This is a genomic window from Pseudomonas oryziphila (assembly GCF_003940825.1).
Lineage (GTDB): Bacteria > Pseudomonadota > Gammaproteobacteria > Pseudomonadales > Pseudomonadaceae > Aquipseudomonas > Aquipseudomonas sichuanensis.
This window is the reverse complement of the sequence record NZ_CP034338.1, coordinates 4,424,127-4,437,917: the sequence shown is the minus strand read 5'-3', so window position 1 is coordinate 4,437,917 and position 13,791 is coordinate 4,424,127. Positions and strand designations below refer to the sequence as shown.

General features: G+C 63.4%; 12 protein-coding genes and 1 pseudogene. 5 read left to right on the top strand and 8 right to left on the bottom strand.

Annotation, left to right across the window (positions count from 1 at the left end):
* The first annotated feature begins 200 nt into the window (after positions 1 to 200).
* On the top strand, positions 201 to 1,322 hold the full coding sequence (locus tag EJA05_RS20730; RefSeq protein ID WP_125859596.1) for a beta-ketoacyl-ACP synthase III: 1,122 nt from the start codon (positions 201 to 203) through the stop codon (positions 1,320 to 1,322).
* Between the two features lie 184 nt (positions 1,323 to 1,506).
* Here EJA05_RS20730 and EJA05_RS20725 read toward each other — a convergent pair whose 3' ends face one another.
* On the bottom strand, positions 1,507 to 2,751 hold the full coding sequence (locus tag EJA05_RS20725; RefSeq protein ID WP_125465083.1) for a putative porin: 1,245 nt from the start codon (positions 2,749 to 2,751) through the stop codon (positions 1,507 to 1,509).
* A 239-nt stretch (positions 2,752 to 2,990) separates the two neighbouring features.
* Here EJA05_RS20725 and EJA05_RS20720 point away from each other — a divergent pair, with 239 nt between their 5' ends.
* A complete protein-coding gene (locus EJA05_RS20720; protein ID WP_125859595.1) occupies positions 2,991 to 4,118 on the top strand; it encodes a GNAT family N-acetyltransferase in 1,128 nt (375 codons plus the stop codon).
* Positions 4,119 to 4,237: 119 nt separating this feature from the next.
* Here EJA05_RS20720 and EJA05_RS28860 read toward each other — a convergent pair whose 3' ends face one another.
* From EJA05_RS28860 to EJA05_RS20695, 6 genes and pseudogenes are all read right to left on the bottom strand, one after another.
* Positions 4,238 to 5,101: a methyl-accepting chemotaxis protein gene (locus tag EJA05_RS28860; protein WP_407692105.1), complete on the bottom strand. Its 864-nt coding sequence runs from the start codon at positions 5,099 to 5,101 to the stop codon at positions 4,238 to 4,240.
* Positions 5,093 to 5,863, bottom strand: a pseudogene (locus EJA05_RS28855) (MCP four helix bundle domain-containing protein); the annotation flags it as partial. The pseudogene EJA05_RS28855 and the gene EJA05_RS28860, both read right to left, overlap by 9 nt.
* Before the next feature lie 90 nt (positions 5,864 to 5,953).
* Positions 5,954 to 7,786, bottom strand: a complete 1,833-nt coding sequence (locus tag EJA05_RS20710) for an ABC transporter ATP-binding protein (RefSeq protein ID WP_125859593.1) — start codon at positions 7,784 to 7,786, stop codon at positions 5,954 to 5,956.
* 62 nt (positions 7,787 to 7,848) lie between these two features.
* Entirely contained in the window at positions 7,849 to 8,406 is a 558-nt protein-coding gene (locus EJA05_RS20705; protein ID WP_125859592.1) for a peptidylprolyl isomerase, read from the bottom strand.
* A complete protein-coding gene (locus EJA05_RS20700; RefSeq protein WP_125859591.1) occupies positions 8,400 to 9,212 on the bottom strand; it encodes an alpha/beta fold hydrolase in 813 nt (270 codons plus the stop codon). The genes EJA05_RS20705 and EJA05_RS20700 overlap by 7 nt, the downstream gene beginning before the upstream one ends.
* A 13-nt stretch (positions 9,213 to 9,225) precedes the next feature.
* Entirely contained in the window at positions 9,226 to 10,149 is a 924-nt protein-coding gene (locus EJA05_RS20695; RefSeq protein ID WP_110995903.1) for a LysR family transcriptional regulator, read from the bottom strand.
* Between the two features lie 50 nt (positions 10,150 to 10,199).
* On the opposite strand from EJA05_RS20695, the gene EJA05_RS20690 reads away from it, so the two are divergent.
* From EJA05_RS20690 to EJA05_RS20675, 3 genes are all read left to right on the top strand, one after another.
* Positions 10,200 to 10,514: a 3-phosphoglycerate kinase gene (locus tag EJA05_RS20690; protein WP_125465079.1), complete on the top strand. Its 315-nt coding sequence runs from the start codon at positions 10,200 to 10,202 to the stop codon at positions 10,512 to 10,514.
* A 110-nt stretch (positions 10,515 to 10,624) separates the two neighbouring features.
* Positions 10,625 to 11,224 (top strand): FMN-dependent NADH-azoreductase, encoded by a 600-nt coding sequence (locus EJA05_RS20685; protein WP_125465078.1) that lies wholly within the window; start codon positions 10,625 to 10,627, stop codon positions 11,222 to 11,224.
* Between the two features lie 338 nt (positions 11,225 to 11,562).
* The gene (locus EJA05_RS20675; RefSeq protein ID WP_110995900.1) at positions 11,563 to 12,435 is read left to right on the top strand and encodes a carboxylate/amino acid/amine transporter; all 873 of its coding nucleotides are present in this window, start codon (positions 11,563 to 11,565) and stop codon (positions 12,433 to 12,435) included.
* Positions 12,436 to 12,515: 80 nt separating this feature from the next.
* Here EJA05_RS20675 and EJA05_RS20670 read toward each other — a convergent pair whose 3' ends face one another.
* Complete coding sequence (locus tag EJA05_RS20670) at positions 12,516 to 13,790, bottom strand: mechanosensitive ion channel family protein (RefSeq protein ID WP_125859589.1); 1,275 nt, start codon at positions 13,788 to 13,790, stop codon at positions 12,516 to 12,518.
* Position 13,791 lies beyond the last annotated feature (1 nt).

The following is a 13,791-nucleotide window of genomic DNA, read 5'->3' as shown; positions in this document are numbered from 1 at the left end:
AAACTTGCTGGAATTTGCGGCCGCTGTGCGGCCGTTCGCGGGTAAACCCGCTCCCACAGGGTAAAGCAGTCGCTGTGGGAGTGGATTTACCCGCTAACGAGGGCGCAGCCCTCGTCTGTAAATTGGTACCAAGGTGCCATTATGTTGCCCTTTTCCCGGCCTGCGCCGCATGGCGATGGCCTTTGACCAGAGGAACGACCGTGCACAACGTCGTGATCAGCGGCACCGGCCTGTATACCCCGGCCCAGAGCATTTCCAACGAAGAACTGGTGGAATCCTTCAACACCTGGTCGCAGCAGTTCAACCAGGACAACGCGGCAGCCATCGAGCGCGGCGAAATCGAGGCAGCGCCGCTGTCCGATGCCGCCTTCATCGAGAAGGCCTCGGGCATCAAGAGCCGCTTCGTGATGGACAAGGCCGGCATCCTTGACCCACAGCGCATGAAGCCGCGCCTGGCTGAGCGCAGCAACGACGAACCCTCGGTGCTTTGCGAAATGGCCGTGGCCGCCGCCCGCCAGGCACTGGAGCGCGCCGGTCGCACTGCCGCCGATGTCGACGGCGTGATCGTCGCCTGTTCCAACCTGCAGCGCCCGTACCCGGCCATCGCCATCGAAGTGCAGCAGGCGCTGGGCATCCAGGGCTTCGCCTTCGACATGAACGTGGCCTGTTCCTCGGCCACCTTCGGCATCCAGACCGCCGCCAACAGCGTGCAGCTGGGCCAGGCGCGTGCGGTGCTGATGGTCAACCCAGAGGTCTGCACCGGCCACCTGAACTTCCGTGACCGTGACAGCCACTTCATCTTCGGTGACGCCGCCACTGCCGTGCTGATCGAGCGTGCCGACCAGGCCACCTCGAAGCACCAGTTCGACATCGTCAGCAGCAAGCTGTGGACCGAGTTCTCCAACAACATCCGCAACAACTTCGGTTTCCTCAACCGTGCGGCAGAGGAGGGCGAGGGCGCCGCGGACAAACTGTTCATCCAGGAAGGCCGCAAGGTGTTCCGTGAGGTGTGCCCGAAGGTGGCCGAGATCGTCGGCCAGCACCTTGAAGAGAACGATCTGCAGCCCAACGACGTCAAGCGCTTCTGGCTGCACCAGGCCAACCTGAGCATGAACCACCTGATCGTCAAGAAGCTGTTGGGGCGTGAGGTGGCCGAGCAAGAGGCGCCGGTGATTCTGGACCGTTATGCCAACACCAGTTCGGCGGGCTCGGTGATCGCCTTCCATCTGTACCAGGATGACCTGGCTGCGGGCTCGCTGGGTGTGTTGAGTTCGTTTGGCGCGGGGTATTCGATCGGTAGCGTGATTCTGCGCAAGCGCTGATCTGCGGGTTCGCCTGTATCGGCCCTATCGCCGGCAAGCCGGCTCCCACAGGATAAATGTTTCCCCTGTGGGAGCCGGCTTGCCGGCGATAGGGCCGATACATTTCCAGCAGGCAAAAAAAGGCAGGAAATGCTGGATGGGGTCAGCATTTCCCGCCTGAGTGCGAAGCAGTGGAGCGTGTCGCTTAGAACTTGGCTTCCAGGTCCACCTGCAGCGTGTCTACGTCAGCATCGCTGTTCGGCAGGTTGGAGTAGTCGGTCTTGGCCATCATGTAGGCCGCGCCGAGGGCGAAGTTCTTGTCGATCTCGTAGCCAACCTTGAACTTGTGGCCACGCGAACCGGTGAAGCCGTTGCCGAAGTCGGAGTCGGTGAACAGGCTGACCACGGCGTTACGCTGCACGTCGCGGTAGTTGTAGTCCAGGCTCCAGGCACCCACTTTGGTTTTCAGACCAGCCAGCCAGGCCTTGTCCTTGCCGTCGGTGCTTTCGGTGTTCTTGACGAACTGGCCGTAGGCCGACAGCGGGATGGCGAAGCCGGTGAAGTCCAGCTGACCGAAACCTTCCACCAGGTTGAACTCGTTGGTGGTGTTGCCCAGCGAGCGCAGTGCCGCCGATTCCTTGTCGTTGTCGTAGCCGTAGATGCTGCCGCCCACGGTGACCTTGAGGGTGTCGGCGGCGTTGAACTTGGTGCCCAACTGGCCGTGGTACAGCTGTGCGTCGTGCTTGAACTGCACGCCGTCGCCGTCGACGTTGTCCTTCAGGTTGTAGTGACCGAGGCTGCCGAACACTTCGGCAGGGCCCAGGTTGGTCTTGTAGGTGACGGCCAGGCCTTCGGGGTTGATGTCGCTGTCCCAGATGATGTCGCCCATGCTGACCCAAGGCTGCATCATCTTGCCGCCGATCAGGTGCAGGTTCGGCACCGCGGTGGGGTGCCAGTCGAGGTAGGCCAGGTCGACCCACAGCGATTTCTTCTCGAAGTAGTTGTCCAGGCTCTGGTTGGTCGAGCGGGCATCGGCGCTGCTGCCGGTGGCCACACGCACGCCGGCGTCGACCTGCGGGTTGATCTCGCTGTAGAAGCCGACCCGGGCACGGACGCGCTCACGGTCCTGGTTGCCACTGCGGGCGATCGGGTTGTCGACGTTGACGTCTTCGTAACGCAGGCGCACATCACCCTTGATCTGGGTCTTGGCGGCCCATGCCACTTTTTGTTCAAAGGAGCTCATACGTTCGGACTGAGCTTTCTGGTCGGCCTTTTCCTTGGTTTCTTTTGCCAGGTCGCCCTGCAGTTCGTTGTACTGCGCCTGGTTGATCGAACCATTGGCGCGGAGCATTTCGAGCAGCTTGGCGTCGACAGCAGCACTGGCTGGAGTACTCAGAGCCAGCATCATGCCGGTGAGGCTCACTCCAGTAAGTGTAGAAACAAGACGCATAAGGTTCTCCCTGTTGAATAAAGTGGGGAGGCTCATGCGGCCGCCCCCGAGTTGGCATGCCTTCGGAAAAGCCCTGGCTAGACAGGTTCTTGGCTTCCGAAAAACAGGCGCCAGTATTGCGGGGGGGAATGACAGAATAATGTCCAATTGGTGGCACTGCTGTTAAGTGAACGGCAGTTCAATTGAGTGTCGCGGCTGCATTGGCAATACTGCCCACTTCAATTCAACGAGTCCCAATCGTGATCAGCCTTCACAGCCTTGCCCACCTGCGCGACCTGCCGGCGACCACCTGGGATGCACTGGTGCCCGCTGGCCAACCCTTCCTGTGCCACGCCTTTCTCAGTGCCATGGAAGACAGCGGCAGTGTCGCGCCTGACAACGGCTGGGCCGCCGAACACCTGGTGCTGGAGCGCGACGGTGAGGTGCGGGCGTTGCTGCCGGCCTACCGCAAGTGGCATTCGTTCGGCGAGTACGTGTTCGACCATGGTTGGGCCGACGCCTGCGAACGTGCCGGCATCGCCTACTACCCCAAGCTGCTCGGCGCTGTGCCGTTCAGCCCGGTCAGCGGGCCGCGCCTGTTGAGTACCGAGCCCGGCGACGCCCTGCTGATGTTGCAGGCACTGCCGGAATACCTGGGCAAGGGTGGGTTGTCCGGGGCGCATATCAACTTCACCGACAGTGCCTTGGACGAGATGGTGGTTGGCCTGCCGGGCTGGATGGAGCGCCTGGGCTGCCAATTCCACTGGCGCAACCGGGGTTACCGCGACTTCCAGGACTTCCTCGACACGCTCAGCTCGCGCAAGCGCAAGCAGATGCGCAAGGAGCGCGAGCAGGTGACGGCGCATGGCATCGAGTTCGAGTGGTACCGGGGCGACCAACTGAGCGAGGCGCAGTGGGACTTCGTCTACTTGTGCTACGCCAACACCTACACCGTGCGCCGCCGTTCACCCTACCTGACCCGCGATTTTTTCAGCCTGATTGCCGCGCGCATGCCTGAGGCGATCCGGGTGGTGATTGCCCGGCAGAATGGTCGCGAGGTGGCCATGGCTTTGAGCCTGGTGGGGGGCGACAGCCTCTACGGCCGTTACTGGGGCTGCCTGGACGAGTTCGACCGCCTGCATTTCGAGACCTGTTTCTACCAGGGCATGGACTTTGCCATTGCCGAAGGGCTGCAGCGTTTCGATGCCGGGGCACAGGGTGAGCACAAGCTGATTCGAGGGTTCGAGCCGGTGATTACCCGTTCGTGGCACTACCTGCTGCACCCGGGGTTGCGACGGGCGGTGGAGGATTTCCTGTTGCAGGAGCGGGCCGGGGTGCTGGGGTATGCCGAGCAGGCGAAGGCAGCGCTGCCTTATCGCAAGGCTTGAGATTGTCAGGGCCGCTTTGCGGCCCTTTCGCGGCACAAGGCCGCTCCTACAGGTACACGCGATCCCCTGCAGGAGCGGCCTTGTGTCGCGAAAGGGCTGCAAAGCAGCCCCATGGGCCCTCAAAGGGTAAAGCGCTTGACCAACCCATTGAGCCCGCTTGCCAGGCGCGACAGCTCCTGGCTCGAGGCATTGGTCTGCTGCGCACCCGTGGCGCTCTGCACCGACAGGTCGCGGATGTTGGTGAGGTTGCGGTCCACCTCTCGGGCCACCTGTGCCTGCTCTTCGGCGGCACTGGCGATCACCAGGTTGCGCTCGTACATCTCGCTGATCCCCGAGGTGATCTCCTGTAACGCGTGGCCAGCGCTCTGGGCCAGTTCGCGAGTATCGCGGGCGCGGGTGCTGCTGGTCTGCATGGCGGTCAGTGCCTGGCTGGCGCCGCTGCGCATCAGCGATACCATCTGCTCGATCTCCTGGGTCGAGTTCTGGGTGCGATGGGCCAGCGCGCGCACCTCGTCAGCTACCACGGCGAAGCCGCGGCCCGACTCACCGGCACGGGCGGCCTCGATGGCCGCGTTGAGCGCCAGCAGGTTGGTCTGCTCGGCGATGGCGCGGATCACATCCAACACCGTGCCCACTTTCTGGGACTGTTCGGCCAGTTGCCCCACCAGCGCAGCGGAGGCTGCCACTTCTTCGGCCAGGTCGCTGATCGCCTCGATGGTCTGCGACACCCGGGCCTGGCCCTGCTGCGCCGACTGGGTCGATTGTCGCGAGGCTTCGGAGGTGGACACGGCATTGCGCGCCACTTCTTCGACCGCTGTGCTCATTTCGTTGACGGCGGTGGCGGCCTGCTCGATTTCGTCGTGCTGGCGAGTGATGCCGCGTCCGGCTTCCTCGGTGACCGCGTGCAGCTCTTCGGACGCCGCCGCCAGTTGCGTGGAGGAGCCGGATATCTCGCCCAGGGTGTCGCGCAGGCGGTCGCGCATCTGTGCCAGTGAGTGCTGCAACTGGCTGACTTCGTCGTTGCCGCTGGCGGCGATGGCATTGCTCAGGTTGCCCTCGGCCACTTGCTTGGCTGCCAGTACCGCATCCTTGAGCGGCTGCACGATGCTGCGAGTGAGCAGCCAGGCCAGGGTGACTGTGAACAGTGCGGCCAGCAGGATCACGCCGATGACGATGGCTCGGGACTGGTCATAACGCTCGGCCGCCTGGTTACCCTCGCGTTCGATGCTCTTGGCATAAAGTTCGCCCAGCTCGGCCAATTGCGCGCCGGTGCCGTCGACGACCGGCTTCATGTCGACCAGCACCAGTTTGTGCAGGGCGACGATGTCGCCGCGCCGGGCCAGCGAGAAGGAGTCGGCCATGCCTTTCTGGTAAGTCGCGAAGTCGCGCTGGAACTGCTGGTAGATGCGGGATTCTTCAGGGGTGTCGACGAACGCCTCGTAGTCCTTGATGTTCTGCATCAGGACCTTGTTGCGGGCTTCGTACTGGCTGACATAGGTGTCGACGTTGGCCGGGTTCGGGTCGAGAGCAACGCGCAACGAGATGGTTCGTACCCGCAGCATGTTTTCGCGAATGGTGTCCACGGTGCGGATGCTGGGCACCCAGTTTTCTTCCATGGCCGTGGCCGAGTCACGGATGTCGTCCATCTTGGCAAGGGAGAACATGCCAAGTAAGGCAACCATCAGTGCAATGCAGGCGAACCCCGATGTTGCTCGGGGCGCGATGTTCCATTGGCGTAACAGCATTACCACCTCGCCGGCCCACCAGGGCCCTCATGTTGTTGTACGACAACATATGTCGGCAGGGTGGGCGCGAGCTTGAGGCGACATGCACGGTCAGTCGACGCCGACGAAGCCACCGGTCTGGTGATGCCACAGCCGCGCATACAGCCCGTGCTGGGCCAGCAGTTCACTGTGGCTGCCGCTTTCGACGATATGCCCTTTGTCCAGCACCACCAGGCGGTCCATGCGGGCGATGGTCGACAGGCGGTGGGCGATGGCGATCACTGTCTTGCCCTGCATCAGCGTCTCCAGGCTCTCCTGAATCGCTGCCTCGACCTCCGAGTCCAGCGCTGAGGTGGCTTCGTCCATGACCAGGATTGGTGCGTTCTTCAGCAGCACCCGGGCAATGGCGATGCGCTGGCGTTGACCGCCGGAGAGCTTGACCCCGCGCTCGCCGACATGGGCGTCAAAGCCGGTGCGGCCCTGGGCGTCGGACAACTGCGGGATGAACTCGTCGGCCTTTGCCCGTCGCACCGCTTCCCACACTTCTTCATCAGTGGCATCGGGGCGACCGTACAGCAGGTTGTCGCGGATCGAGCGGTGCAGCAGCGAGGTGTCCTGAGTGATCATGCCGATCTGTGCGCGCAGGCTGGCCTGGTTGACCTCGGCGATGTTCTGGCCGTCGATGAGAATGCGCCCGGCCTGCACGTCATACAGGCGCAGCAGCAGGTTGACCAGGGTCGACTTGCCGGCGCCGGACGGGCCGATCAGGCCGATCTTTTCGCCGGGGCGGATGTCCAGGTTGAGCGCATCGATGACCTGGCTGCCCTTGCCATAGTGAAAGCCCACGTGCTCGAAACGTACCGCGCCCTGGCTGACTTTCAGTGCCGGCGCATCGGGCTGGTCGCTGACCGTTACCGGCTGGGCGATGGTCTGCAGGCCGTCCTGGACCATGCCGATGTTTTCGAAGATGCCGTTGACCACCCACATGATCCAGCCCGACATGTTGACGATGCGGATCACCAGGCCCGTGGCCAGGGCAATGGCGCCGACGGTGATCAGCGACTGGCTCCACAACCACAGCGCCAGCCCTGTGGTGGCGACCACCAACAGGCCGTTGAGCGAGGTGATGACGACGTCCATGCTGGTGACGACCCGCGCGGCCAGTTGGGTTTTTTCGGTCTGCTCGCGGATCGCTTCACGGGCATACTGCTGTTCGTAGTCGGTGTGGGCGAACAGCTTGAGGGTGGCGATGTTGGTGTAGCCGTCGACGATGCGGCCCATCAGTTTGGAGCGGGCGTCGGAGGAGATCACCGAGCGCTCTTTCACCCGGGGCACGAAGTAGTACAACGCCGCGATGTAGCAGGCGATCCATACCAGCAGCGGCAGCATGAGCCGCCAGTCGGCTTCGGCGAACAGTACCAGCGAGCTTATGGCGTAGATCAGCACATGCCAGAGCGCGTCCACCGCCTGTACTGCCGAGTCGCGCAGGGAGTTGCCGGTTTGCATGATGCGTTGGGCGATGCGCCCGGCGAAGTCGCTCTGGAAGAAATTCAGGCTCTGCTTGAGCACATAGGTGTGGTTCTGCCAGCGGATCAGGCTGGTCATGCCCGGGCTGATGGTCTGGTGCACCAGCAGGTCGTGCAGGCCGAAGAACAGCGGCCGCAGCAGCAGGATGACCACCAGCATCCAGATCAGCTCAGCGCTGTGCGCGCTGAAGAAGTTGGCGTTGGGCGTGCCCTGGGCCAGGTCGATGATCCGGCTCAGGTAGCTGAACATCGCCACCTCGATCAGCGAGGCGAACAGGCCGACGATCAGCAGGGCGAGGAAGCTGGGCCACACCTGGCGCAGGTAATAGAGGTAGAAGGGCCAGACCTTGCCGGGCGGCGCCTCGCTCGGCGCCTCGCGGAAGATGTCGATCAATTGCTCGAAACGACGGTACAGCATGGGTGAGGTAACTCCTGTTCCATCCGACCCTCAGGCGGTCCACATCCTTGTGAAGCCTGCGGTCAGTCGATACGTTTGGCTGACTTGATGTACACCGGGTCGGCCGGCACGTCGCGCATGCCTTTCTTGACGGTGGTTGGCGAGTTGACGATCTGGTCGACCACTTCCATGCCCTTGGTGACCTTGCCGAACACCGCGTAACCACGGTCACGCCCGGGGTTGAGGAAATCGTTGTCGGCCACGTTGATGAAGAACTGGCTGGTGGCCGAATTCGGGTCGGAGGTACGGGCCATGGACAAGGTGCCACGGGTGTTCTGCAGGCCATTGCTGGCTTCGTTGCGGATCGGGTCTTTGGTGCTCTTCTGCACCATCTGGTCGGTGAAACCGCCGCCCTGGACCATGAAGCCCGGGATCACGCGGTGGAAGATCGTATTGTTATAGAAACCGCTGTCGACGTACTGCAGGAAATTCTTCGTACTGATAGGCGCTTTTTCAGCGTTCAGCTCGATCTCGACCTGGCCGAAGCTGGTATCCAGCAACACGTGTGGCGTCTTGTCGGAGGCCATGACGCTGGTGGCGAAGGCGACCGAGCAGGCGGTCAGCAGGAGTTTTTTCAGCATGGGCTCAAAGATCCTTGAGAGGTGGAAGCGGCTGCGAGGAAAGGCAGCAGGGTACGGTTGAAAACTGCGGGTTGGTCCAGGGGCGTAGCGTGCCGGGAATCCTCGATGACCGCCAGTCGGGCGTGCGGCATCAGGGCGACGTAACGCTCCTTGAGTTGTATCGGTGTGTAATCGTGGTCGGCGGCGATCACCAGGGTAGGACAGGCGATCTGCCCGATGCGTTCCTGCACGCCCCAGTCGACGATGGCGTCGAAGCTTTTGAGATACGCGCGTTTGTCGTTGCGTGCCCAGCGTTCGGCCATCTTGCGCCGCAGTTCGGCCTGCTGGGGTTTGGGAAAGAGTCTGGCGGCCAGGCCCTTGCCCACGGTTTCGACGCTGAGCAGACGCGCCAGGCCCCAGCGCTTGAGCCACCAGACCCAGTCGCTGCGGGTGCGGCGTTTGACTTCCGGCGCACTGTTGACGATGCACAGGCTGCGCAGCCAGGCGGGGTGGTCGACGGCGAACTGGAAGCCGACCATGCCGCCCATCGACAGGCCCACGAAGTGCACGGGGCCGGTGCCAAGGTGCTGGAGCAGGGCCAGCAGGTCTTCGCTGAAGGTCTTGATGTGGTAGCCGCGCCGCGGTTTTGAGGATTGGCCGTGGCCGCGGATGTCCATGAGGATGACCCGGTAATGGCGGCTGAACTCAGGTACCTGCAGCTCCCAGTCCTGGCTGCTCGAACCCAGCCCGTGCAGCAGCACCAGGGGCTCGCCCTGGCCATGTTCCTCGTAATGCAGCAGGCATCCGTCATGTTCGAAACAGGCCATGGGCGCGGTCCTCTCAGGCTTGCGGGGGGGCTGCGAAGGGCACGTCCAGCGGCGCGGTGTCGAAGTTGCGCAGCAACTCGATGAGAATCTGCGTGGCCGGGCCCAGGGTCTTTTCCTTGCTCGAATAAAGGTAGAACAGCGGGTGGCGGCTGCCACCCTGATCCAGTGGCAAAGGCTTGAGCACGCCATCGCGCAGCTCGCGTTCGATCATGTGCCGGGGCAGCCAGGCAAAGCCCAGGCCGCTGCTGACGAAGGTGGTGGCGGTGCCCAGGCTGCCCACCGTCCAGCGCTGCTCGGCGCCCAGCCAGCCGACGTCGCGCGGTTGGGCGCGGCCGGAGTCGCGGATCACCACCTGCAGCTGGCTTTCCAGGTCCTGGAAGGTGATCTCACGGCCCATGCGGTGCAGGGCGTGCTCGGGATGGGCGACGGCGACGAACTCCACCGGGCTGAGCTCGGTGCCCAGATAACCACCGATGTTGAAGCTGCTGATGGCAAGGTCGGCGATGCCTTCGTGCAGCACTTCCTCGACCCCGGACAACACTTCTTCACGCAGGCGCACCCGGCAGCCGCGGCTTTGCGGCATGAACGCACTGAGGGCGCGTACCAGGCGGGCACTGGGATAGGCGGCGTCCACCACCAGGCGCACTTCGGCCTCCCAGCCCTGTTCCATGTGGTGGGCCAGGTCTTCCAGTTGGCTGGCCTGCTTGACCAGCTGCCGCGAGCGGCGCAACAGCACGCTGCCGGCCTCGGTGAGCACGGCCTTGCGCCCGTCGATGCGCAGCAGCGGCACGCCCAGTTGCTCCTGCATGCGCGCCACGGTGTAGCTCACCGATGACTGCGAGCGGTGCAGCGCTTCGGCGGCCTGGGCGAAGCCGCCGTGATCGACCACCGCCTGCAGGGTCCGCCACTGATCCAGGGTTACGCGCGGCGCTTTCATCCAGGGCTCCTGTTGTCCTAAGCTGCGCTCTTCTCAAGGAGAGCGCCGGTATGAAGAAATGTTGTGCGGCTTTGCTGTTGTGCCTGCCCCTGGGGGCCATGGCCTACCCCATCGATGTGGAGAAACAGACCGACGGGGTCAAGGTCGACTACACCGCCTATGACACCACCTATGACATCGGTTCGATCAACCTCAACAACTATGGGCAGGTGCCGGCGGCGTGCAAGGTCACGTTCCGCAATGGCCCCGAGGCGCCGCGCGTGCGCCGGGTCAATGTGCCGGCGGGCAAGAGCGTCGATGTAACGGCGAAGTTCAACCGCGAGATTCTCAAGTTGCGCATCCAGGTGGACTGCAAAGCGGAATAAAACGGATTCATCGATAGATTGGTCCCACTTTTTACGCTTTTTTATCGATAGGTCAACCCTTAATCTCACCTCCATCGAATCGCCACCCTTTACCGCCGATGGAGGCACCCATGTCCCGCGTACTGATCATCGAAAGCAGCGCCCGCCAGCAGGATTCCGTTTCCCGTCAACTGACCCAGGATTTCATTGCGCAATGGCAAGCGGCGCACCCTGCTGACGAGATCAAGGTCCGTGACCTGGCCGTGGACCCGGTGCCACACCTGGATGCCAACCTGCTGGGCGGCTGGATGAAGCCTGAAGAACAGCGCAGCGCCGCTGAGCTCGAGGCCCTGGCTCGTTCCAACGCACTGACCGACGAACTGCTGGCAGCCGACGTGCTGGTGATGGCGGCACCGATGTACAACTTCACCATCCCCAGCACCCTCAAGGCCTGGCTCGACCACGTGCTGCGTGCCGGGATCACCTTCAAGTACACCCCGACCGGCCCGCAAGGCCTGCTGACCGGCAAACGCGCCATCGTCCTGACCGCCCGTGGCGGCATCCATGCCGGCGCCAGCAGCGATCACCAGGAACCTTACCTGCGCCAGGTGATGGCCTTCATCGGCATCCATGATGTGGACTTCATCCACGCCGAAGGCCTGAACATGAGCGGCGAGTTCCACGAGAAGGGCCTGAACCAGGCCAAGGCCAAGCTGGCCGCGGTGGCCTGAGGTTCAACGAATTCCCAACCCTGACACCTTGTTGCTCCTTTGGGTGTACCTGCCCGGTCATTGCGATGGCCGGGTTTTTTTTGCTCGCAGGAAGTTGGCAGGAAATGGCGCATGACCTGCGGTCGGCATGGGAGCAACTGTCCTGTATCGGGGCCGCTTTGCAGCCCTTTCGCCGGCAAGCCGGCTCCCACAGATACAGCACAGGTCTTGAGAACTGCACGGCCGGTGTGGGAGCCGGCTTGCCGGCGATGGGCTGCACAGCAGCCCCACAATCCCCATGGTTGAACTGGCCAGGCCCAACCCGCTAAGGTCGCCGCCTTGATCCACGAGAGGCCACCATGGGCTACCTGATAATCGTCGCGCTGATCCAGGCGTACTCTTTCAACCTGATCGGCGAATACCTGGCCGGCCACGTCGACAGCTACTTTGCCGTGCTGGCCCGGGTGCTGCTGGCCGGGCTGGTGTTCCTGCCGTTGACCCGCTGGCGCCAGGTCGAACCGCGCTTCATGCGTTCCATGTTGCTGATCGGCGCGCTGCAGTACGGTATTACCTACGTGTGCCTGTACCTGAGCTTCCGCGTGCTGACCGTGCCTGAAGTGCTGCTGTTCACCATCCTCACACCGCTGCACGTGACCTTGATCGAGGACGCCCTGAATCGGCGCTTCAACCCGTGGGCGCTGCTGGCTGCGCTGGTGGCCGTGGCCGGCGCGGCGGTGATCCGTTTCGACAGTGTCACGGGTGAGTTCTTCGTGGGCTTTTTGCTGTTGCAGCTGGCCAACTTCACCTATGCCGCCGGCCAGGTGCTGTACCGCCATCTGGTGGCCCGCCACCCCAGCGACCTGCCGCACTACCGACGTTTCGGCTATTTCTACCTTGGCGCGCTGCTGGTGGTGCTGCCGGCCTTCCTGCTGTTCGGCAACGCCCAGCACCTGCCGAGCACCGACACCCAGTGGCTGGTGCTGTTGTTCCTTGGGCTGTGCCCGACTGCGCTTGGCCTGTACTGGTGGAACAAGGGCGCCTGCCTGGTATCCGGCGGCACCCTGGCGGTGATGAACAACCTGCATGTGCCGGTGGGGCTGCTGCTGAACCTGCTGATCTGGAACCAGGACGAACCGCTGGGGCGGTTGGCCATCGGCGGCTCGATCATCCTGGCGTCGGTGTGGATGAGCCGGTTGGGCGGGCAACGTACTGTGCAGCCAGCATCGCGTTGATTGTCAGGCTTTAATGGCCTTATCGCGGGGCAAGCCCGCTCCCACGGTGTTTGTGGGAGCGGGCTTGCCCCGCGATGGCTTCAGGCCAGTTCCTGACGCGTAGCTCGCGTCGCAAGCCCCACGCGCATGTCATTGCCACTGGGCTGCTGATACAGGCTCAAGCCGAACTCCGGCAACACCGCCAGCAGGTAGTCGAAGATGTCGCCCTGGATGCGCTCGTACTCGGCCCATACCGTGGTGGTGGTGAAGCAGTAGATCTCCAGCGGCACGCCTTCGGCGGTGGTCTGCATCTGGCGCACCATGCAGGTCATGTTCGGGTGCACGTTGGGGTGGCTCTTCAGGTACGCCAGGGCGAAGGCGCGAAAGGTACCGATATTGGTCAGCTGTCGGCGGTTGGCCGACAACCCGGCATTGTGGCCCTGGGCCTCGTTCCATTCGCGCAGCTCCTGGCGCTTGCCAGCCAGGTAGTCGCCGAGCAGGCGCACCTGGCCCAGGCGCTGTTCTTCTTCCTGGGTCAGGAAGCGTACGCCCGCGGCGTCGATGAACAGGCTGCGCTTGATCCGACGCCCGCCGGACTGCTGCATGCCGCGGTAGTTGCGGAACGACTCGCTCATCAGGCGCCAGGTGGGGATGGAGACGATGGTCTTGTCGAAGTTCTGGACCTTGACCGTGTGCAGGGTGATATCCACCACATCGCCGTCGGCCCCGGCCTGGGGCATCTCGATCCAGTCGCCGACGTGGAGCATGTCGTTGCTGGTCAGCTGCACGCTGGCGACGAACGACAGCAGGGTGTCCTTGTACACCAACAGCAGCACCGCCGACATGGCACCCAGACCCGACAGCAGCAACAGCGGCGAGCGGTCGATCAGGGTGGCGACGATGACGATGGCGGCGAAGATCCACAGCATCATCTTGGCCAACTGCATGTAGCCCTTGATCGAGCGGGTGCGGGCATGTTCGGTGCGGGCGTAGATGTCCAGCAGCGCATCGAGCAGGCACGACAGCGCGCGGGTCATGAACAGCAGGGTGATGGCCAGGGCGAGGTTGCCGAGAAAATGCTGGGCGGTGGCCGAGAGTTCCGGCACCAGCTTCAGGCCGAACTGCACCACCAGCGAGGGTGTGGTCTGGGCCAGGCGGTGCAGCACCTTGTTGTGGCGCAGGTCGTCCAGCCATCTGAGCGCCGGTTGCCGGCCCAGCAGGCGGCTGGTGTGCAGGATCAGGAAGCGCGCCAGGCGGCCGATCAGCAGCGAGACGAGCAGCAGCACGGCCAGGCCGAGGGCGGCGTGCAGCAGCGGGTGTTGGTCGAGGGTGCCCCAGAGGTCGAGGGCATCGCGCCAGAATCGTTGGAGGTCCATA